At 35.2% G+C, this 21,671-nt stretch carries 21 protein-coding genes, 1 pseudogene and 1 other annotated feature; of the genes and pseudogenes, 14 read left to right on the top strand and 8 right to left on the bottom strand.

The window, feature by feature from the left end; genetic code table 11:
• The first annotated feature begins 76 nt into the window (after positions 1-76).
• The 3 genes from FSZ17_RS12780 (at position 77) to FSZ17_RS12770 (ending at position 2,509) form a co-directional block, all read left to right on the top strand.
• Positions 77-1,342 (top strand): S8 family peptidase, encoded by a 1,266-nt coding sequence (locus tag FSZ17_RS12780; protein ID WP_057776629.1) that lies wholly within the window; start codon positions 77-79, stop codon positions 1,340-1,342.
• A gap of 224 nt (positions 1,343-1,566) precedes the next feature.
• Positions 1,567-2,049, top strand: coding sequence for a tetratricopeptide repeat protein (locus tag FSZ17_RS12775; protein WP_057776630.1), 483 nt, complete (start codon positions 1,567-1,569; stop codon positions 2,047-2,049).
• Between the two features lie 130 nt (positions 2,050-2,179).
• Positions 2,180-2,509 carry a DUF1904 family protein gene (locus FSZ17_RS12770; RefSeq protein WP_057776631.1) on the top strand — a complete coding sequence of 110 codons (330 nt, stop codon included), beginning with the start codon at positions 2,180-2,182 and terminating at the stop codon, positions 2,507-2,509.
• Positions 2,510-2,926: 417 nt separating this feature from the next.
• On the opposite strand, the gene FSZ17_RS12765 is transcribed toward FSZ17_RS12770, so the two are convergent.
• The gene (locus FSZ17_RS12765; RefSeq protein WP_057776632.1) at positions 2,927-3,439 is read right to left on the bottom strand and encodes a DUF3231 family protein; all 513 of its coding nucleotides are present in this window, start codon (positions 3,437-3,439) and stop codon (positions 2,927-2,929) included.
• Between the two features lie 561 nt (positions 3,440-4,000).
• Here FSZ17_RS12765 and FSZ17_RS12760 point away from each other — a divergent pair.
• Positions 4,001-5,098, top strand: a complete 1,098-nt coding sequence (locus tag FSZ17_RS12760; RefSeq protein WP_057776633.1) for an L-dopachrome tautomerase-related protein — start codon at positions 4,001-4,003, stop codon at positions 5,096-5,098.
• Between the two features lie 153 nt (positions 5,099-5,251).
• On the opposite strand, the gene FSZ17_RS12755 is transcribed toward FSZ17_RS12760, so the two are convergent.
• From FSZ17_RS12755 to FSZ17_RS12735, 5 genes and pseudogenes are all read right to left on the bottom strand, one after another.
• Positions 5,252-5,551, bottom strand: a complete 300-nt coding sequence (locus tag FSZ17_RS12755) for a spore coat protein (protein WP_057776634.1) — start codon at positions 5,549-5,551, stop codon at positions 5,252-5,254.
• Between the two features lie 18 nt (positions 5,552-5,569).
• Entirely contained in the window at positions 5,570-5,764 is a 195-nt protein-coding gene (locus FSZ17_RS12750; protein WP_057776635.1) for a hypothetical protein, read from the bottom strand.
• 17 nt (positions 5,765-5,781) lie between these two features.
• A pseudogene (locus FSZ17_RS12745) lies at positions 5,782-6,918 on the bottom strand (zinc-dependent alcohol dehydrogenase).
• Between the two features lie 18 nt (positions 6,919-6,936).
• The gene (locus FSZ17_RS12740) at positions 6,937-7,305 is read right to left on the bottom strand and encodes a spore coat protein (RefSeq protein WP_057776636.1); all 369 of its coding nucleotides are present in this window, start codon (positions 7,303-7,305) and stop codon (positions 6,937-6,939) included.
• Positions 7,306-7,321: 16 nt separating this feature from the next.
• Positions 7,322-7,567 (bottom strand): hypothetical protein, encoded by a 246-nt coding sequence (locus FSZ17_RS12735; protein ID WP_057776637.1) that lies wholly within the window; start codon positions 7,565-7,567, stop codon positions 7,322-7,324.
• 541 nt (positions 7,568-8,108) lie between these two features.
• Between FSZ17_RS12735 and FSZ17_RS23415 the strand changes: the two genes are divergently transcribed.
• Both FSZ17_RS23415 and FSZ17_RS12730 read left to right on the top strand, forming a co-directional pair.
• Positions 8,109-8,270: a hypothetical protein gene (locus FSZ17_RS23415; RefSeq protein WP_185150619.1), complete on the top strand. Its 162-nt coding sequence runs from the start codon at positions 8,109-8,111 to the stop codon at positions 8,268-8,270.
• Positions 8,271-8,621: 351 nt separating this feature from the next.
• Complete coding sequence (locus tag FSZ17_RS12730) at positions 8,622-8,930, top strand: hypothetical protein (protein ID WP_057776638.1); 309 nt, start codon at positions 8,622-8,624, stop codon at positions 8,928-8,930.
• Between the two features lie 276 nt (positions 8,931-9,206).
• Here the strand turns inward: FSZ17_RS12730 and FSZ17_RS12725 are convergent, their stop codons facing one another.
• Entirely contained in the window at positions 9,207-10,445 is a 1,239-nt protein-coding gene (locus FSZ17_RS12725) for an IS110 family RNA-guided transposase (RefSeq protein WP_057776995.1), read from the bottom strand.
• A 431-nt stretch (positions 10,446-10,876) separates the two neighbouring features.
• Positions 10,877-11,129: a binding site (T-box leader), on the top strand.
• An 86-nt stretch (positions 11,130-11,215) separates the two neighbouring features.
• Here FSZ17_RS12725 and tyrS point away from each other — a divergent pair.
• From tyrS to FSZ17_RS12685, 8 genes are all read left to right on the top strand, one after another.
• Entirely contained in the window at positions 11,216-12,430 is a 1,215-nt protein-coding gene (tyrS, locus tag FSZ17_RS12720) for a tyrosine--tRNA ligase (protein ID WP_057776883.1), read from the top strand.
• A gap of 597 nt (positions 12,431-13,027) precedes the next feature.
• Positions 13,028-13,600, top strand: coding sequence for a glycerol-3-phosphate responsive antiterminator (locus FSZ17_RS12715; protein WP_057776882.1), 573 nt, complete (start codon positions 13,028-13,030; stop codon positions 13,598-13,600).
• 27 nt (positions 13,601-13,627) lie between these two features.
• Entirely contained in the window at positions 13,628-15,013 is a 1,386-nt protein-coding gene (locus FSZ17_RS12710) for an alkaline phosphatase family protein (RefSeq protein ID WP_057776881.1), read from the top strand.
• A gap of 249 nt (positions 15,014-15,262) precedes the next feature.
• Positions 15,263-16,084 carry an HAD-IIA family hydrolase gene (locus FSZ17_RS12705; RefSeq protein WP_057776880.1) on the top strand — a complete coding sequence of 274 codons (822 nt, stop codon included), beginning with the start codon at positions 15,263-15,265 and terminating at the stop codon, positions 16,082-16,084.
• Positions 16,085-16,144: 60 nt separating this feature from the next.
• Positions 16,145-17,080 carry a carbohydrate ABC transporter permease gene (locus FSZ17_RS12700; RefSeq protein ID WP_228460188.1) on the top strand — a complete coding sequence of 312 codons (936 nt, stop codon included), beginning with the start codon at positions 16,145-16,147 and terminating at the stop codon, positions 17,078-17,080.
• Between the two features lie 17 nt (positions 17,081-17,097).
• Positions 17,098-17,931: a carbohydrate ABC transporter permease gene (locus FSZ17_RS12695; RefSeq protein ID WP_057776879.1), complete on the top strand. Its 834-nt coding sequence runs from the start codon at positions 17,098-17,100 to the stop codon at positions 17,929-17,931.
• A 38-nt stretch (positions 17,932-17,969) separates the two neighbouring features.
• Entirely contained in the window at positions 17,970-19,262 is a 1,293-nt protein-coding gene (locus FSZ17_RS12690; RefSeq protein ID WP_057776878.1) for an ABC transporter substrate-binding protein, read from the top strand.
• A 69-nt stretch (positions 19,263-19,331) separates the two neighbouring features.
• Positions 19,332-20,432: an ABC transporter ATP-binding protein gene (locus FSZ17_RS12685; RefSeq protein ID WP_057776877.1), complete on the top strand. Its 1,101-nt coding sequence runs from the start codon at positions 19,332-19,334 to the stop codon at positions 20,430-20,432.
• Positions 20,433-21,381: 949 nt separating this feature from the next.
• Here FSZ17_RS12685 and FSZ17_RS12680 read toward each other — a convergent pair.
• On the bottom strand, positions 21,382-21,663 hold the full coding sequence (locus FSZ17_RS12680) for a winged helix-turn-helix transcriptional regulator (protein WP_082625459.1): 282 nt from the start codon (positions 21,661-21,663) through the stop codon (positions 21,382-21,384).
• Positions 21,664-21,671: the final 8 nt, after the last annotated feature.

The raw sequence follows: 21,671 nt of genomic DNA, 5'->3' as shown, positions 1-21,671 counted from the left end.
TCAGAATACAAGCCTTCATCATATATATTAAATCAGTATCAATCAACATTGATTTGAAGGGAGAGGTTTTATTTAAATGAAGATGAAACGATTGGTCGGGTCTGTGATGTTAGGTGCTGCATTAGTGATGGGGACTATTACACCAAGTATGTCAGCTCAAACGATTGAGCCAGATTCTCTTAAGGCTGTGGAAAAAATAAGGGTCCATATTCAAGTTGAAGAAAAAAATAAAGCACAGCTACAAAAGGTTTATCAAATAAGTACCCATCGCGATTTTAAAGAAGAGGGGTTTACCTCTGAAGTTACTGAAAAACAATACGATGCGTTATTACACAATAAAAATATAACGATTGAAAAGGTACCTGAATATGAAATCCAAGTAGTTCAAGATAATAATAATGTAGCTGCTGTTCCAAGTACTCAAGTTCCATGGGGAATTAAAGCCATCTATAATGATAGCAGTCTACAAAAAAGCTCAGGCGGAGATGGAATTAAAGTGGCAGTTTTAGATACAGGCGCAAACACTTCACATGTTGATTTACAGGCTAACGTAGAACAGTGTAAAGATTTTACGAGAACAAGTACTTATGTTAATAATTCATGTACAGATAAGAATGGCCATGGGACTCATGTTTCTGGAACTGTCCTAGCAAATGGAGGAAATAACGGGCAGGGGGTGTATGGTGTCGCACCAGAGGCAGAGCTTTGGGCATATAAAGTTTTAAATGATAGAGGCTCTGGATACTCAGATGATATTGCTTATGCTATTCGACATGCAGCTGATGAGGGAACGAGAACTGGGTCAAAGGTGATTATTTCAATGTCACTAGGATCTAGTAGTAAAGATAGTTTAATTGCGAATGCGGTAACATATGCGAACAACCAAGGTGCACTTGTTATTGCAGCGGCAGGTAATAGCGGTCCAAATGCAAATACAATAGGCTATCCAGGTGCTTTAGTTGATGCTGTTGCCGTTGCAGCACTTGAAAATGTTCAACAAAATGGTACGTATCGTGTAGCAGACTTTTCTTCAAGAGGGTATCAATATTCAGCAGGAGATTACGTCATACAAGAAAGAGATGTTGAAGTAGCAGCTCCAGGTGCTAGTGTGGAATCTACTTGGTATAATGGCGGATACAGAACAATAAGCGGAACATCCATGGCAACCCCGCATGTTTCAGGTTTAGCAGCAAAAATTTGGTCCTCTAATAAGGGATTGACGAATAGTCAACTTCGTACGGATCTGCAAAATCGTGCCAAACTTTATGATATAAATGGTGGAATTGGAGCATCAACGGGAGATGATTATGCTTCAGGATTTGGATTCCCGAGGGTTCGATAAGGCTGTATAAGAATTTAATTTAATTATTTAGGGAAGCTCTTGAAAGGTATGAGTTTCCCTATTTTTATGCGCCTAGCATGAGAACATTATATAGACTGAAAGTCCCGAAGTGAAGGCAGAGTAGCATAAAACCTTTTTCTATCAGAAACAAAATGGATTCGCTATTTTAACACTTCATTTGATAAAATTTGTATATAATGTGAAATATAAGGATGTGAACCTTGATGGAAAGATTAAATAGATCCATTGAATGGCGTAAAGAAGGAAAACAAGTAGAATCGAATAAATTACTTGTAGAATTAGTCAAGGAATATCCAATGGATGCGATCGTTAACTATCAATGCGCGTGGAGTTATGACTTATTAGGAGAAGAATCAAAAGCAGTTCCCTATTATGAGGATGCCATCAAATTAGGACTTTCTGGTCAAGACTTAGAAGGTGCTTTCATCGGGCTGGGAAGTACCTTTAGAGCATTAGGAGAATATGAAAAATCTAAACAAGTATTTCAGAAGGGCATTAGCCAATTTCCAAATAATCAGGTGCTCCAAGTTTTCTACTCGATGACTTTATATAACCTGGATGAGCACCAAAATGCCATGCAGATACTTCTAAAATGCCTATTAGATAATACGCAAGATGAAGAAATTTTAAACTACAAGAATGCGATCAGCTTTTATTCGGACAAATTGGATCGAGTGTGGACTTAAAGTAAGGATTTCTTTTAAGTTATGAAATTATTATTCTAGTTGTCTTAATGGTATTGTTGTATTGATAAATGATAAAGTGTATGATTCAGTATCATAATACCAATTTTTCATTTTTATTGGAGGAAACAAAATGCCGCAATTAATTTTTAAAGGTATCTCGGTAGATCAAGTTAAAAAAATTAGTTCTCCTTTGGTTCAGGAACTAGCAGACCTTTGTCATTGTGAAACTGACAATTTTACATTAGAAATCATTCATTCAACTTTTGTATTCAATCAAGAGGAAGTCCCTGGATTTCCATTCATAGAAGTGAAATGGTTTGATCGTGGCCAGGAAATTCAGGATCAATTTGCAAAAATGATTACAAAACACATTCACTCACTTGATATTCCTGAAGTGGAAGTCGCCTTTACAGTATTTTTAGAGTCTGCTTATTATTTGAATGGTACGAATTTCGAATGAATTTAGAGTATGGCCAAAATTGGTTAGAACCAGCGACACAACTAACAAACGATGAATCGCGTAAGCAGTAAATAAAATGGATAAATAACAATACCTTAAGTAGTTTTGTGTCGCTCGTCAAATGGAATTAGAGGAAGTAAAAATATCTCCATATAAATCTCTAACTAGTTTACCAATAATCTTTATGTAAACCCTTATAGTTTACTCTTGTCCAAACTATCGGAAAAAAATAAAAGAGTGTTTGTATTATTAAACAAACGGGCCATATTGTGGAATAACAATTTGTGAAGAATAGCTAGCAAATTTAAATTCAAAAGGGGAATAATCAATTAATTTTATGAAAAGTACGAGTTGCTTTATAAATGAAAAGGGGAGCAGAATAAAATTTCTCCTCCCCATATACCAGTTATAAATTAACTAACAATCTTCTGCTTTATAATGATGTAAAGGAGGTGGAACTAGCCATCCTTTTTCTTTATTTAGACGTAGAACTTTAGCTCCAAGTGCTGCCTTTTGAATATGAAACTGTCCAAACATCATTCCAATATCTTCTCGAATTGATTGCCCCATTATTGTACTGCACGCTACTAATCCTGCAGCGATGCTCATTGAAAGAGCAGCTGCTATTTCAGGATCTGCAAAACGTGCTCCAACCGGAATATCCTCTAAACAAGCTTTAGGTCTTTCTGGAGGTGTTGGAGGTAATCCGACTCCATTCGCTTTTAATAAAGTTTCAATCTGTTTGATTTCTTGTTGTCCGCCTTGAATGGCTTCCTCAAGCAATTTATGTAAATCTTCATCGCCTGCATGGTTTAGGTGAGTTTGATAACCTGCAATTGCCCCTTTAGCCGTTAAAAGAAATGACCATGTGCTAAACACTTCCCCATAATGCATAGGTTCATCTGCTGGATTTCCACTTAAAATTCCCATTGTAATCCTCCTAATCAAATTCATATTTTGTGCCTCCTTTCGCCAAAGCACATTTTTTATCATTCTCCATTCGCAGCTTGTTAATTCATTATTTGCGGCTTCGAAATAATACACGATCATTTGTCTAACTGTTTATTATAAAGTTTGATCAGGAATCCTGTTTTAAAATATATCATTTTCCTTATTCTGCAATTGGGCCATTTAATGGAATAAGACTTTAAACAAAACTAGATATTTATGTGAGATTGTGAAGAAATCTAAAGGAGCAGTTTAGTTTAAGTACATTTCTTCACAAAGTTAAAAAAGGGATTTTCTCTAATTTTTTACAACAATATAACGTTGATTCGGGAGTATTGAACTTCGCTACCTGCAAATTGTATGCTACTTAATCTGGAGACCTTTAAATTAAAATGTTTCCTTTCTTCTGACAGACTTATTAAATTTCGAAAGCAATCAATTCAATCATCTTTTCGTATAGAAAAACTTATTAAGAAACATACACTAAAAAAAATATATATCATATATAGGTGATATCCCGTTTGATTGCTTGAGGAGGATATTATGAAACCTATGTTACCTAGTGAAAAATATTTCGGTAATTTAGAACTAGTTTATGCATTTTATGGGGCTATGCCTACAGGTGTTACTGTTTCAGAGACCGGTCGTATTTTCATTTGCTTTCCGAAATGGGGAGACGATGTTAAATTTACGGTGGCGGAAATTGTTGAGGATAAATTGCAGCCTTATCCCAATTTACAAACCAATTTGGTTAACCCCGAGAATATCACAATGACTTTCATCAGTGTCCAAAGTGTAGTTGCTGATGGAAGGGGAACGCTTTGGATATTAGATACAGCGGCACCCAATTTTTCTGAACCTATTAAAGGGGGGGCAAAATTAGTCGCTGTTGATTTAGCAACCAATACAATAAGAAAAGTATATACCTTTACAGAAGATGTTGTCCTGCCTACAACTTACTTGAATGATGTCCGTTTTGATTTTCGTGTTGGAAAAGCAGGTTATGCCTATATAACGGATTCTTCTTCAAGAGGACCAGGAGCTATTATAGTCGTAGATTTATCAAATGGAAACGCGTTTAGACGGTTAAATGGGGCAAATTCAACTTCACCCGATCCATATTTTTTACCGAAAGTAGAAGGTCAAATTTTAATGAATCGAAACAAAGACGGTTCAACTTCTCCATTTAGATTGGCGTCTGATAGTCTTGCGATTTCTCCCGATGGAAAGATATTATATTTTGCTCCACTAACCAGTCGTCATTTGTTCTCGATCTCAACAGAAGCCCTGAGAGACAGAACGATACCGGATATGGATTTACCTTATCATGTGGAGTATTGGGGAGAAAAAGGTGCGTCTGATGGAATGATCACCGATGCAAAGGGAACTGTATATGCTGGAGATTATGAAAACAACAGTATTCGTAAGATATTGCCAAATGGCATAATGGAAACTATCGCACATGATCCGAGAATTTTGTGGCCGGATACTTTTTCTATTGGTCCAGATCAATATTTGTATGTCATTGTGAACCAATTACATCGACAGCCTAGATTTCATTATGGAAAAGACTTACGACAGAAACCTTATAGTTTACTTCGTATCAAAATTGATGAATTTCCTGCTCCGACCTTTTCATAATTAAAATAGTCAATTAATTGTTTTCATTATATAGTTTAAAACAAACACGAGTAAGCAAGAAGTATTAACTTTATTTACTTCTGCCAAATAAACTCAAAATGGTTTAATAGGAACAGTTTATTTGGTGAGTGTTAAACTGTTCCTGGGAATTTTTTATAATGTCGGTAAGTTCAATGCTGTATTGATATTATTTAAATCCAAACTGATCTGTTCGTTTGTATCCCAAGCATGGTACCATCCTCTTTCTACCATATATCCGGATATTTGTTCATGCATATCAAGAGCTTCCACTAAATGGCGTGTGAGCATTTCTTTAATTTCCGGTGTTCCTGCCTCTGTAACTGCCATGGCGTAATTTCTAATTCCACTTTTAGCTGAAATGAGTAGATCCATTGCAACCACTTGATCCGATAGTGCGTCCATGCCAGTTAAAGTTTCAATGATTGGATTCATGTTCATTCATCTCCTAATTTACTGCTTAGCGTTTGTAAGGATAGAAGCATATTCTTGTAATTGTCTCGTAGATACATCAATGTCTTGCTGCATAATATCTTTTAATAGCTGATCTGTAATTAACGCTTTCATCGTTTTGGATTTAGTTAAACAAGTCGTCTTAAATGCAGCCATCTCATGGATCTCAAGAACTTCATGTAAGGCGTAGTTCATTTATTAACCTCCTTTCCTCAAGGTTTCAACACTACTTTTATACAATTATCCATTTTTGTGTCAAAAATCTCATAGCCACGCTTCGCTTCACTAAGTGGAAGTACATGACTTACGACATCTCCTGGATCAATTTTTCCGGTAGAAACTAATTCAAACATATATGGCATATAATGAATCACAGGTGCTTGTCCAGATCGAATATTGACGTTTCTGTTCATAATATCTCCCATTGGGAATCAATTATATCTACCACCGTAAACGCCTGTAACTTGTATTGTCCCGCCTTTACGTACTGCTTGTGATGCCATGATAAACGCACTGAATGCTCCGCCTTGAAGTTTCATTCCGCTCGCCAGGAACTCTAAATCAGTCATTTTACCGTCCATACCAACTGCATCAATGACAACATCAGCGCCTCCCTTCGTTATTTCTTTCAAATGCATTCCCACATTTTCAAAGTTCTCGAAATTTACAATTTCAACTTTGTTGGTACGTTTCGCGTGTTGCAAACGATAGTCTACATAATCTACGGCAATGACACGCTTTGCTCCTTTTAGCCAACAAAATTTTTGAGCAAAAAGACCAACCGGACCACAGCCAAGAACAATAACTGTATCTCCATCCTTTACGCCTGCATTGTCAACACTCCAAAAACCAGTAGTCATCGCATCGGCAATAACTGTTAACTTTTCATCTGGTTCTTCACAAGTCTCTGGAATTTTGAAATTAGTAAAGTTGGCAAATGGCACTCTTAGATATTCAGCTTGCCCACCAGGATAGCCCCCCGTCGTACCAGAATATCCGAAATAGGCACCCATATCAGCATTATCATTAGAATTATCACATTGGCTTTCCAAATGGTTCTTACAAAAAAAGCATTCACCGCATGCTATATTAAAGGGAATAATTACTCGATCTCCCTTTTTTAGTTTAGTCACACCTGGACCAACTTCTTCGACGATTCCCATTGGTTCATGACCAATAACATAGTTTTCTTGTAGGTTAGGAATCATGCCATGAATTAAATGTAAATCAGACCCACATATAGCAGTACTCGTTACTTTAATAATCATGTCATCTGGTTTTTCAATCTTTGGATCTGGAACTTCTTTGACTACAACATTTTTAATACCTTGATACGTTACCGCCTTCATGCTATACAGCCTCCAGTGTTAGTGATCATCAGGTGTCCGGTCAAACATACCTTTTCTATTGGTCTCAACAGGGAATAGATTCATTTTGCCAATCATCAATGTATTGTTGGCAGAGAGTTGATCTAGTTTATACTGTTCACTTAGTTCGTATGGATGGAACCATTTTTTATTAATCATAAGTTCTGTAATTTCTTGGTGCATGGCAATACCTTGCATTAATTGGTTTCGTAAGAGCGTTCTAACATCAGGTGATGCTGACTCCGTTAATGCAACCGCAATATTGCGAACACCTTCTTTGGCACGAAGAAGTAAATCCATCGCAAATGTGGTATCTGCTAGCTCAGGTACGTGTAGCGAGTTTATAGGGTCTAAATAGTCATGGTTCAATGAATTTGCCTCCTTTTCAATTGATTATTGGTGTTGGCCGGTTTTGAGGAACAGGAGCTTCAAAAGGTGCACGTTGATAAATTGCCTGTAATTCCCAAAGCGCTTGTATGGATTGTTCAACATCTTTTTGCATTAATGCTCTCAAATCATGATCAAATACCAATCCTTGCATTAGTTTTGATTTCGCTAAGCAAAGGGTTTTGAAATTAATAACTTCATGTAAATCCAATGATTCATGATCAGCTAATTTTTGATTATCCATTTCTAATTAACCTCCATAGTCGTTAATTCAATCAATAGTATTAACGACTAAGGAGGACTTTAATGTTTTTGGAAATTTGTAAATTATCCCAAATGGTTGGTATATTCATAAAGTGGGGAAAATCATTTATTGTGATGGGTGAGGATGATTGCTGCGGTGTTCTTTTTTTGTAGCTAAAAAAATTCAACCTGAAACTATAGAAGCCAGGTTTCTTAACTATCTTATTTTTGTGTCTACTTGACAGGGTCAGATCATCTAGATAAGGGTTTTTTATATTCAAAAATGAATAATTCGATAAAGTGGTGTATACATACTTCTATGAACTAAATTTTTTAAAATGAATTAACCAATTTAGTTTTTTATATTCTTTATCATTAATCATTTTTTTGTTTTGTAATTCAATTCTGCCAAACCCCTGTATGTTAAATGATGATACCTAATTTCTTATGAAGTTAACTAGATAGTTGATAATTGTTCCTTCTGGAATGTTTTGATAAAAAAGACAGATAATATTTTTAAACGTTTCAAGGAGATGAACCAAATGAGTTACCGTAATTATCTAGATGTTTTCGGCTTAAGTATTCGTGCTCGTCATCATATTGAAAAAGAAAACCATGACCCTTTCAAAAATCCTATAATTCATAAACGAATAGATGGTCTGGAGATTGTACCAATTGATAGGACTAGATTGTGGGGAAAATAATTATCCCTTAAAAACATTTCAAGCATCCCCACAAATCAATATCAGTGTTATTCGATAAACGGGCGCAATTCTTGAAGAGGAATTGTGCCTTTTTCAATAATAGGGCCAAATTGTGGAGTAAAGGAAGGATTTATTAGAAAGTAAATCGAACATAGTCAATCTTGTATGGAATCAACCATGCTTTTTTATGTTAATCCGTTATTAAATAATCGTTTTATTATTTTTGTTAAATTTTGTGGAAAAGTTACTTTTTGTGTCTTATAAGCAATTATTTTCCGAATTCTCCTTATAATTTTAGTATTTATAGTGTAAAATTACACTATAAAGAAACTGAAAAGGGGGCGAAGAGTTTTGGAAAATCTCAAAAAAATTAGCAATTATTCATTTATTTTATCTATCATCGGAATTGTATTTGGCATGATATTTCAAACTATGGCGTATTGGGGTTCAAGTTATACTGTTGGTATGATGTGGTTCTGGATTGGGGCATTTTTATCATATGCATTTTCCTTAACTGCTATATTTTTGATGTTTTTAAAGACAAAAGAACTAAAATTAAGTATTGTTGATATTGTTATGAGGATAATCTTTATAATCATTTCATTTGCAAATATAGTTTGGACAACGTTTGTTATCATTGCTGGACTGTCAGGCATGTAGTAATTGCAAAAGGCAAAAAAGTATGTGAATTCAATTACGAATTCATGCTCTTACCTTTGTTCATTTCATTTTTTGGGTTTGATTTTGTGAACACATGTACTTAAAGTAACGGGGGCTTTACTTCAATAACAATATTCAACAAAACCAGCTAATAGTTTGTCAACATTTTTCAATAAAAAACTTTATTTATCCATGCTATACTTAAATTGTCCATGACAAATAACCTTCCGAATATACTGTTTGGAAGGTTTTTCATTTGATAGATTGATGTAGTAGTTAAGCTATATCTTGGAAGGTTGTTTTGCTTTTCAATAAGGCATAGATCCAATGTAAGAGCTTATTCACACAAGCAATAACTGCAACCCTAAATGGTTTACCTTCATCGCGTTTTTTATCATAAAACTCTCGTAGTTTTTTGTTTCTTGCAATGATCTCATCTGTTGTCTTTTGCTTTCTGGTATCACGAATTCCGCATCTTACAGCCATATATAGAGATCGTCTTAATCGGCTAGATCCTCGTTTAGTAATTTTGTTTTTTGTAGCTGTAAATCGACCAGAAGAGTAAACACTAGGGTCTATTCCTGCAAATGCAACTAACTTTTTAGGGTGATTAAACCTTTCTATCTCTCCAATTTCTGAGATGATTGTTGCCGCAATTTTTTCTCCGATACCAGGGATAGATTGGATAATCTTATATTCTTCCAATTCTTCAGCGAGGGCATCTATTTCAGCTGCTAACTTCGATAGGTGCTCTTCGTATTGAAGAACGATATTGATTAATATCTTAAGATTAAAGATGTGACTGTCGTACATATTATGTTGAAATGGATTTCTTTCAGCCGCCTCAATAAGTTTCTCTGCTTTCTCTTCAGCCCACTGATTTGATCGACTCTTACACAAGGATGAAATAATGTCGATTAACGCTGACTTTGATACTTTTAATACAGACTCTGATGTAGGAAATGTATTAAGGACATTTAAAGAGACTCTGGAATATAGAGCTCCAAAAACACCTCGATACTCAGGAAATACTTGATCCAATAGAGTTTGTAATTGTAATTTTGTTTGCGATGAGACACCTACAATTGCTTCCTGTTGTCTGGTGAGGTTTCTTAGATTTAATAACTGAATTCCTCTTTTTCTATGAGGCTCTAACTCTTCCTTGTAGAATAGCTCGCAAAGTTGGTACGCATCTACAGGGTCTGTCTTTACCTTTCTAAGATTGGCACTACGTGAGCGATGAGACACAAGAGGGTTCACCATAATATACACATAGTCTTGTTCATCTAAAAACTGGACAACAGGGGAATGATAAGGACCAGTTGATTCCAAGATAACCGAAGGTTTCATCCCCTCTGATGCTATCGTAACCTCCTTTAAGAAATCTAATAAACTATCTAAACCATCCAAAGTATGCTTTACACTAAAGCTTTTACGATAAGGTTTTCCTTTATCTAAAAAGGCTTGAACCTGACTCTCTCCTTTTGAAACATCCAGACCAATCACTGGATTCATTTATCAATCTCCTCCTAGAAATGAATTAGTCGGTAACCACTAAACTCCTTGTAATGCCATAGGTTCGCTTGTTAAACGGGATCTATGTCCCAACCAGCCTAAAACATGTTTATACAAGTAGGGGGTGAACAGTTTTGCTGACGGGATCCAGTCCCACGGGCGCTGCGTTCTACCCCGACTACCGCTATCATAAGACCTCATGAAAAAAGGTCAACCAGAAAAAACTGGCTGACCTTATATTACGATCGGGCGCTTTTCTGAAATAAGGAAAGCGTCTTTCTTCATGAAAAGGAATTGTGCCTTTTTCAGTAATAGAGCCATTTTCTGGGTTAGGAATCTACTGAATTGACAAATTTAAATAACATAGATAGAATCAATAACATTAATATCTGCATAACGAAGATTTGTTTAAAACATTTCGGAGTATAAGAAAAAAGGCTATGATAAGAAAGAGTAGCAATCATGTAAACAGACAGAAAGTTACCGGTTGATGAGAGGTGCATGTTGAACGATTGTGAATACATCTTGGAGCTGTGTACCGAACAGGATTTCCTTAGTAGGCTACACCGGATAAGCACCCGTAATCATGTGTTAAAGTATCGTCAAACGACTGTACTTATTAAGATAAGCAATGTGAGTTGCTTATGAATTAAAGGTGGTAACACGAGATGAATCGTCCTTTTGGTTAATCCAAAAGGGCGTTTTTTTATTATCCTTTGCTTCTTATAGAACTTGCAATATTAGAAATAATATTTCAAGGAGATGTTAGTATGTTTGTAAAACCTGAAGAACAATTAAAAATTATCATGAAAGGTGTTCAAGAAGTAGTAAACGAGGTAGAGTTACTGGCTAAATTAGAGAAGTCATACCAGTTACAGACTCCGCTTACTATTAAATTAGGGCTTGATCCTTCTGCACCTGATATTCACTTAGGTCATGCAGTTGTATTAAGAAAAATAAAACAGATGCAAGATCTAGGTCATAAAGTCGTAATTATTATCGGTGATTTTACAGGTCGTATTGGGGATCCAACAGGAAAAGCAAAAGGCCGAGTAGCATTAAGTGACGAACAGGTTAAAGCAAATGCAAAAACATACTTTGAACAAATCTTTAAAGTGTTAGATTCAGAAAAAACAGCTGTCCACTTTAATAGTGAGTGGCTTTCAAAATTAACATTCGAGGAAGTTATTAAATTGGCAGCAACCACATCAGTTGCGAGAATATTGGAACGTGATGATTTCCAAAACAGATATAAAAATCAAGTACCAATCGGAATTCACGAATTTTTTTACCCACTAATGCAAGCGTACGATTCGGTAGAGGTCCAAGCGGATATTGAATTAGGCGGTACAGACCAAACATTTAACATTCTAATGGGTCGTACACTTCAAAAACATTTGGGATTAGAAAAGCAAATTGCCATTTTCATGCCCTTGCTTGAAGGTCTTGATGGTATAGAAAAGATGAGCAAAAGTCTTGGAAATTATATCGGAGTAAATGAACCGGCAGAAGTAATGTTTAAAAAGGTTATGGAAGTACCCGATAGCCTCATTGTTAAATACTTTGAGTTGGCAACGGATGAACATCCAGATGAAATAGAAAACATTAAACAGCTTCTTGAAAAAGGAGTTAATCCAAGAGATATTAAACTTAAATTAGCTAAAATCATCACGAATTTATACTGGGGAGAAGAAGAAACAAAAAGAGCGATAACGTATTTTGAAACGGCTTTTAGTAAAAAAGAAATACCAGATGACATTCCTAAAATTTTAATAGAAATTGGTGCAGAAACAGTTGAAGCCATCATTCCACAGCTTCTTGAAAAAGGAATCGTAAAAAGTAAAAGCGAATTTATACGTTTAGTTAAACAAAATGGAGTACAGCTCAATAAAGAAAAAATAAATGAAGATGAGTTAGACCGTGTATTAATGAATGAAGACGTATTACAAATTGGTAAAAAGCGATTTATACGTTTCATTAAATAATCTAGAATTCTTTTGGGAGCGATAATTGGATATTTTAATATCATCGCTCTTTTTTTCTTATTGTACTAACGGGTGATTGACACATTAATGCTCTTCAACAATTGGGCGCTATCCTAGAATAAGGTTCACAGAAATGATCAATCTTTTTTTCAAAACACGCTTTTTTTATTTGTTCTCTTATCAAGGTTTATAGAGTTTTTTTAATCAAACTTTATTTCAAGGCTACAGTTAATTAAAAAAATGTCTTCCGATCGGGAAAATTAATTGAATAAGAAGTCGCAAAAAAAAACCACTATTTATACAGCTATATTTTGCACGGGAACAAAATTTACAAAACATTAAAACATAGTTAATATTTTATTTATAAACTATTGGTATTATAAAACTTGTAATAGGCAATATTAATAAACATAAATGAATATTAGTTGATTATATAGGTGGAGAATAGGAGAAAACCTTTGTATAGCTAATTTTCACAATATACAAATATATTAATATTTTATATATGTATATTGTGTTAAAGCTAGGCAAATGTGTTTTCTCCTTTTAATTTTACTATATACTAGTTTCCATCTGAAAAAATAGGGGGATGTAAGAGTGAGTGAATTTTCTATTAACAATCCCGTCATAGCAGCCGTAAGGGATGTTAACCACATGAATTATGCAGTCCAGACACCTATCGATACCATATTTTTAATGACAGGTGATATCTTAACTTTAGAAGAAAATGTAAAAATTGCTAGAAGCAATGATAAAAAGATCTTTATACATGTTGACCTTGTTAAGGGACTAGCAAAAGATAAAGAAGGTATTAAATATTTATCAAGGCAGGTAAAGCCTGATGGAATTGTTACTACTAAAACTCATTTACTTCTTGCAGCAAAAAAAGAGGGGATTCTTACTGTTCAACATTTATTTTTACTTGACACTCAAGCTTATGAATTAGGAATAAAAAATGTTCTAGATGTAAAGCCAGATGCTGTAGAAATTATGCCAGGATTAATGCCTAGAGTTATTAAAGATTTAAAGCAAAAAATTCCTTGCCCAATTATCTCTGCTGGTTTAATCAAAGAGGAGCATGAGGTAAGAGAAGCTTTAAAAGCAGGAGCTACTGCTACTGCAATCGGTGACCAATCATTATGGGATTTAAATATATTTAAATCACTCTAACATCTTCATTTTCCAGGAGGTTCCAATATGTCGAAAAAAAATAATCAATATGTAATAGTAATTAGCATCGATGGACTTGCTCAACACTATTTGGAAAATCCGAAACTTCAAGCGCCTAATTTGCGCAGTTTAATCCAAAATGGAGCAGTAGCGAGAGGATTGGAAAGTATTTATCCAAGCGAGACTTGGGCTATTCATTCTAGTATTGTGACTGGTACTTATCCTAGTAAGCATGGTGTCGTGGGGAACTGGTCTTTTGATCGAGAAAAACAAGAGGTTATTTGTTATGCGGGTGATGTCCATGTAAATAAAGAAGAAACTCTCTTACAAGAAACATATTATGATCTCGCCAAAAAGAATGGATGGACTACGGCATCTATTTGTTGGCCGTTAACAAAAGAAGCAAAATCTATAGATTTTAATATTCCAGAATTTTATAATCAAGAATTATTTGAGAAATTTAGCACAACCTCTTTTTGGAATGAATTAAAGGAAGCAGGTTTACCAGTTGATAAATATGCTATTTGGAGCTTAGATCACGCTCGTGGACATATGCAAGATTGGCTGACAGCAGAAATTTCAAAATACCTGATTAGGAAGCATCGTCCAAATCTACTACAATTACACTTCTTGTTACCTGACAGCTATCAACATGATTTTGGAGTAAATGCAGAAGAAATCTTATGGTCTATCGAATATGTTGATGAGAGGATAGGAGACATCCTAAGTACTTTAAAGCAAGAAGGCATTTATGATCAAACGAATATCTTTATTATGTCAGATCATGGGCATCAAAATTATATAAATGTTTTTAATCCTAATTATATATTTGAAGAAAAGGGATGGATCTCAGAAAGTTTCGAGAATAGTAAGGTTCTACACATCTCTCAATCTGGCTCAGGCTTCATCTATATTCAAGAAAAGGACCCAGTTGAGAAAGCAAGATTATTAGCACAAGTAAAAGAATTATTAGAGCAGCAAGAGTCTGTAGAAACCATTTTTGTCCCGGAAAGTTTCTCGCAATTAGGGGTGCCAACACTAGAAGATAATGCACGCCTTGCTCCAGACCTTGTTATTGAAGCAGCAGATGATTGGAAGTTTGGAGCACATCCTAAGCAAATAGAAACATTTCAGGGATATGGACATTCTGGAATAAATGATACGAACAATGCACAATCAAAGACAATTCATTTAGACAATATGGCTGGAACGCATGGTTATTTACCGACTAAGGATATAATGAAAGCGATCTTTGTTGCCTCAGGTCCAGCTATTCGTAATGGAGTAGAATTACCTTTAATAAAAGCAGTTGACGTAGCTCCTACTATATCAAAACTTATTGGTAGGGAACTTCCAAATGCTGATGGTCAAGTTATAGAAGAAGTTTATAAATCACCTGTACTATCTTCATGAGTAATAAATTTACAGAGTCTTAACTTTTATCATACATTCTATTAAAAACAGTAGTGTACAATGAAAGTGAATTAAGGATATTGATGAAGTGAATAAATGTCAGTTTATTTAGGTGGAGTATATGGAGAAAACCTAGGTATAGCTGAGACTATTTTTGGGGTTAGGATTGCATTCCCATTGGATTAGTCTGGCTATTCACTGGTTTTCTCCTTTTGTTTTATTAAGTATGGAAAGAGGTAGTGTTGGAAAATGAATGTAAGTTTAAATGGATTATCTGTTTATATTTTTGATCTAGATGGCTGCATTTATAGTGGCCAAACCTTGTATCCAGGGGCTAAGGAATTAATTGAAACTTTAATGAAACATAAGAAAAAGATTTATTTTTTAACAAATAATTCTAGGGATACGTCTGAAACGATTAGAAAGAAACTATATGGTATGGGTCTCGATATTAAAAAAGCGCCTGTTATTACTATGACGGAAATAATAGGGAAATATTTGTATGAAAAGTTCGGCCGTTTAAAAGTTATTGTAATAGGCTCACAAGAGTTGGAACTATCAATAAAATCAGAAGGTCATCATATTGTAAATCTTATTAGCAATGAACCTTGTGATTTTATTGTAGTGGGAAGAGACACAGAGTTTACCTATGAAAAACTATACAAATGTTCTCAGCAATTAAAAGGAGCGACCAAATTAGTTTTAACAAATCCAGACCTTCATCACCCAGGCTTGGGAGGAGAGAATGTCCCGGAAACGGGTGCATTATTTGCAGCTATTCAGGCTGTTTCAGAACTAACGGATGTTGATTTTGTTGGGAAACCTAATAGTTATCCGTATCAGTATATTTTACAACACTCAAATGAAACGTTAGATCAATGTGTCATGATAGGTGATAATCCTTTAACAGATATACAAGGCGGGTTTAACGTTGGATTAAAAACCATTTGGATTTCGCATAGTAAGGCTTTTCCAAAAGCATTAGAATTCCAACCAGATTTTACTGTCAAAACTATCGAACATCTAAAAGATTTATATATTAAGGAAATGTCATTAAAACAAAATGAATAGTTTTCACCGATCTAAAATGTCTTTACACTACTAAATTTTATGTCGAGAGGGGGGACTGTTTTGAGTTTGGAAACTACTAGTGATACGTTAAACACAAATTCAAAAGCAGTACCAACTAAGAAGCAGTTCAAAAAATTACAAAAAGCAGCTTGGGCATATGCTTTATTAGCACCAGCATTGATTCTTTATAGCATTTTCTTTATATTTCCATTCATCTTTTCTTCTATATTAAGTTTTATGCAATGGAATTTAATTTCTGACATGCAATTTGTTGGATTAGATAACTTTAAAAGTCTGTTCTCCGACCCAGTATTTTGGAAATCAATGAAAAATACGTTTATTTATGCAATAGTGACTGTACCTGCAACGATGATTATCGCTTTATTGTTGGCTGTATTAGTAGAGAGCTTAGGGAAAATTTCTGAATTGTATCGCTTCCTTTTATTTATTCCTGTAGTTACATCTACTGCTATTACAAGTATTATCTGGGTTCACTTATTACATGGAAATAACGGAATTATTAACCAACTTCTTGCTATAGTAGGGATTTCAGGGCCTAACTGGTTAAATGATCCGAAATGGGCGATGTGGAGTTTAGTTATCGTAGGAGTATGGAAAACAGTTGGATATAATTTTATCCTGTACGTTGCAGGATTAAAAGGGATTGATAAGCAGCTTTATGAAGCTGCTGATATTGATGGTGCAGGAAAGTGGAGAAAATTAACTTCCATCACCATCCCAATGCTGTCACCAGTAAATTTATTTGTCTTAGTCGTTAGTATTATTCATTCTTTTCAAGTGTTTGACATTATAAGTGTTATGACACAGGGAGGACCAAATAATTCAACGAATGTTCTCGTTTATCAGGTGTATCAAGAAGCCTTTCAGTTTTTTGATATTGGCAGAGCAAGTGCCTTATCTATGATTTTCTTTATTATTGTTTTAATTGTGGCTATTGTACAAATAAGATTAATGGAATCGAAAACACATTATTAGTAAGGGAGGTGAAGACTATGCATGGAAAAGTGGCAAATCAAGTTCAAAAATACTTTATTCATCTTATTTTAATCGTAGTAGTTGCATTTACACTTCTCCCGTTTTTATGGATGATTAGTACTTCTGTAAAGACACCTGACCAAGTATTCGAGGAAAGTTTATGGTTCTTCCCCTCATCTATTAATTTGGACGGGTTTAAACAAGTGTTTGAACAAGCGCCCGTCTTGACCTGGGCATTAAATAGTACTTTTATTGCAGTTGTACAAACTATTTCACAAGTTATCATAGCATTTTTAGCTGCATATGCGTTTGCAAGATTCGATTTTCCAGGACGCAATATACTATTTTACTTTGTTTTAGCGACGATGATTATTCCGCAACAGGCACTGATGATCCCTACTTTTATAACTATTAATATGATGGATTGGATTAACACCTTTAAGGGGGTCATAATTCCGCATATGGCTAGTGGTTATGCGATTTTCTTACTCAGACAATTTATGATGGGCATACCAAAAGAATTAGCAGAAGCAGCTGCGGTTGATGGTTGTGGACATCTTAGAATTTTAAGACATATCTACTTGCCGGCTTCTGTTCCTGCGCTGACAGCGCTTAGCATCATTTTGTTTGTAAGCCACTGGAATGACTTTTATTGGCCGCTTTTAGTCTTAACAGATGAAAACAAACTTACACTGCCAGTAGCGCTTGTAAGATTTCAAAGTGAAGGAATGATTGAAATGGTACCAACGATGGCAGTCGCTACTTTATCCACTCTACCGATTTTAATTCTATATTTCTTCTCACAAAAGAAATTTGTTGAAGGATTTACCAACTCTGGCCTTAAAGGGTAATAAATAAAAAAATGAAAAAATGAAAAGGGGAAAATGATATGAAAAAGACATTATTAAGCCTGATAGTAATTGTATTTACTTTTAGTATATTAGCAGCTTGCACAAACACATCAAATCCATCAGAGAGTTCCACACAATCAAGCAATAAACCTATTGAACTAACATTTATGCATATTTTAGGTGGAGATCAGGGTAAATCTATTGAAAAGATTGCGGATAATTTTAATAAAAGCCAAACTAAGTACGTTGTAAAACCTGTTTTCGAATCAGGGAATTACGAAGGGTTAGTTGAAAAATTACAAGCTTTACTCGTGACTAAAAAGCTTCCTGATGTTGTGATGAGTGGATTGAATTTTACGAATTATTTTAATGATAATATGCCTATTGTTCCGGCGCAAACATTTATTGATAAAGAACAAACAGATTTATCTGATTTTTACCCGAATATGTTAGAACTTGGTAAGGGGAAAGATGGAAAACAGTATGCCATGCCTTTTGCAGTAAGTACACCTGTTCTCTATTACAATAAAGATATGTTTAAAAAGGCAGGATTAGATCCAGAAAATCCTCCAAAAACGTTTGAAGAAGTACGTGAAGCTGCCAAAACTTTAACAGCTGGTGATCAATATGGTATGTTCTATGATTATACAATATCTGGGGCCTGGATGTTCCAAGCGATGGTAGAAACAATGGGAGGTCAGATGGCAGCTGATGATGGTAAGTCGGTTGCTTTTAATTCAGAGCCAGGTAAAAAAGCACTTCAACACTGGGTGGACCTAGTGAATAACGATAAATCGATGCCAAAAATGGTAGGGTCACAACCACTACAATCCTTTACATCTGGAAAATTAGGAATGTATGCATATTCTACAGGTGCATTAAATCAAATTGAGGATGCAAGTAATTTTGAATTGGGAGTAGCACCTTTCCCAACAGATGGAGATCAACAACGTAAAATCCCTGCTGGAGGAAATACCCTTTATGTCATGAAGTCTACACCTGAAAAAGAAAAAGGAGCATGGGAGTTTATAAAATACGCTACATCGACTGAAGGTACAACAATTGTTGCAAAGGAAATGGGCTATATGGCAACACGTAAAAGTGCTGTTGAAGGACAGGAGTTAGGTGCTTACTTTAAAGAAAATCCACTAGCTAAGGTAACGTATACACAGCTTGAAGATATGGTTCCTTGGAATAATTATTCAGGGGCTGATGGCACGCGTATTTACAAAGTGATTCAAGATAATATTGATGCAGCTTTAAATAACCAAAAAACTGTAGATCAAGCTATTGAAGACGCAGCAAAAGAAGCGAATAATTTACTCAAATGAAGTATGTAATAAGCTTAAAAAAGTAATTGCTTTTGATAGTTATAAGAAGTTCAAGTGGAGGATTAAAACATGGCTCAATTGCAAATGAAAAACATATATAAAATTTATGATAAAAATGTTACAGCCGTTACAGACTTTAATCTTCATATTCAAGATAAAGAATTTATTGTATTCGTTGGCCCTTCAGGCTGCGGTAAATCAACGACTCTCCGTATGATTGCTGGACTTGAAGAGATATCGAAAGGTGATTTCTATATCGATGGTCAACGTGTAAACGATTTAGCGCCAAAAGACCGTGATATTGCGATGGTATTCCAAAACTATGCCTTATACCCGCATATGAGTGTATATGATAATATGGCATTTGGTCTAAAGTTACGCAAATTTTCAAAAGATGAAATTGACCGCCGCGTAAAAGATGCTGCGCACATTCTCGGCCTGGAACAATATTTGGAACGTAAACCAAAAGCTCTTTCCGGCGGTCAGCGCCAGCGTGTTGCTTTAGGACGTGCAATTGTTCGAGATGCAAAAGTTTTCTTGATGGATGAGCCTTTATCCAATTTGGATGCAAAACTGCGTGTCCAAATGCGTGCTGAAATCACTAAATTACATCAGCGATTAAAGACGACCACCATTTACGTCACACACGATCAAACAGAAGCCATGACAATGGCAACTCGTCTTGTTGTGATGAAAGATGGGATTATTCAACAAGTTGGTGTACCAAAAGAAGTGTATGAAAAACCTGAAAACGTATTTGTTGGCAGTTTCATCGGCTCTCCTGCGATGAACTTCTTTAAGGGGATACTAAAAGATAGAGCCTTTCAAATCGGTAAAGTAAGTATTGCGGTGCCAGAAAAAAAAATGAAAATACTACTTGATCAAGGCTATGCTAATAAAGAAATCCTTTTAGGAGTTCGTCCAGAAAATTTCCATAATGACCCTGTGTTCATTGATATGTCAAAAGATACAAAAATAACCGTTAAGGTAGATGTGGCAGAGTTGATGGGGGCTGAAACCATGGTTTATTCCCAAATTAGCGATCAAGACTTTGTTGCACGTGTTGATGCTAATACAGAAGTGAAACCAGGCCAACAATTAACATTAGCATTAGATATGAACAAAGCCCACTTTTTCGATGTAGAAACTGAGTGCCGTATTCCACATTGAAACAGTATAATGCACTCATAAGTGATTCGTAAAATTAACTTTCACTTATTACAAGTAAGAGAGCAGATCTTAAAAAGGTTTGCTCTTTTCTATAACCACTCATCTATTAAAAGAGAGGGTCTATGAAAGATAGCTTAGTGATTATAGGAGGTTGTAACGGAACAAAAACGGCAATAGAAAATAAAATACAAAAACAAACCCATGTTCTTCCATTGAAGGGCGCAATTCTGCAGCAAGAATTACGCTCTTTCTTTATGTTTAAGGCCAGATTGTTGAACAACCACTTTAAAGAAAATTGGATATACTCATGTTAATGTTTAGAAAAGATTGTGAAGGTTTGTACTTAAACGAACGGGAGTTTAATATTGTATGGATCCAATTGATACACCGAGAGCACTTAATGATTGAGGATCGGGTCGATTTTATATTCATTATGTAGAAATAACGATGTAAATTCTTATAAAAAAGTACTTGAGAAATATAAGGAGTGTTTAAAAGATATTCAGCCAAAAATGATGGACATTGCAAAATCAGAAATGCACCTAAAAGAAGAAAATTTGCCCTTTAGTTATTTCTGCTTTGAAATCCACAGTGAATAAGTTGCGGTTTACCTGCGATTCTTCAAAATAAGTATCGCTATTTCTATGTTGAGCAATACATATGCTTTTATTATGAGAAGTCTTCTTTGGCATTTTCACCCCAAAGATATGTACGAGGTAAAAGATGTGCTCCAGAATCAACATAAATTTTTTCCACTCCTGTTAGCTTGATGGGCATGGGGGAGTACTAGTGAAGCTGTCACCACCCGCAATAAGGAAGGTTTAATTATATAAGAAAAGATTGGTTAAGTATGTTGTTCAGGCTTAATCCAATCTTTTTTATACTATCGTGCTATTGCATGGGTAGCCGTTCGAGACGCCCGCCGGCACCTACTTGTTACTACCTATCATTATTTTGGATTATTTTCCATATATTCGAGGCCCCATTTCTCTATTTGAAGAAATATAGGATAAAGGCTCTTCCCGGTCTCTGATAATGAATACTCTACTTTGGGTGGAATTTCAGGATACACTTGTCGATTAATCAGCCCATCGCTTTCAAGCTCACGCAGCTGGCGAGTAAGTGTACGCTGCGTAATATTGGGAAATTCCCTTCTTAATTCATTGAACCGCCTAATCCCATGAGTCGCAAGCTTGTGCAAAATGATCAGCTTATACTTGCCTCCGACCATATTGACCG

Origin of the sequence: Cytobacillus dafuensis, assembly GCF_007995155.1 — a bacterium.
GTDB lineage: Bacteria > Bacillota > Bacilli > Bacillales > Cytobacillaceae > Cytobacillus > Cytobacillus dafuensis.
The sequence above is the reverse complement of the archived record's forward strand: the minus strand, read 5'-3'. Positions and strand labels throughout refer to the sequence as shown.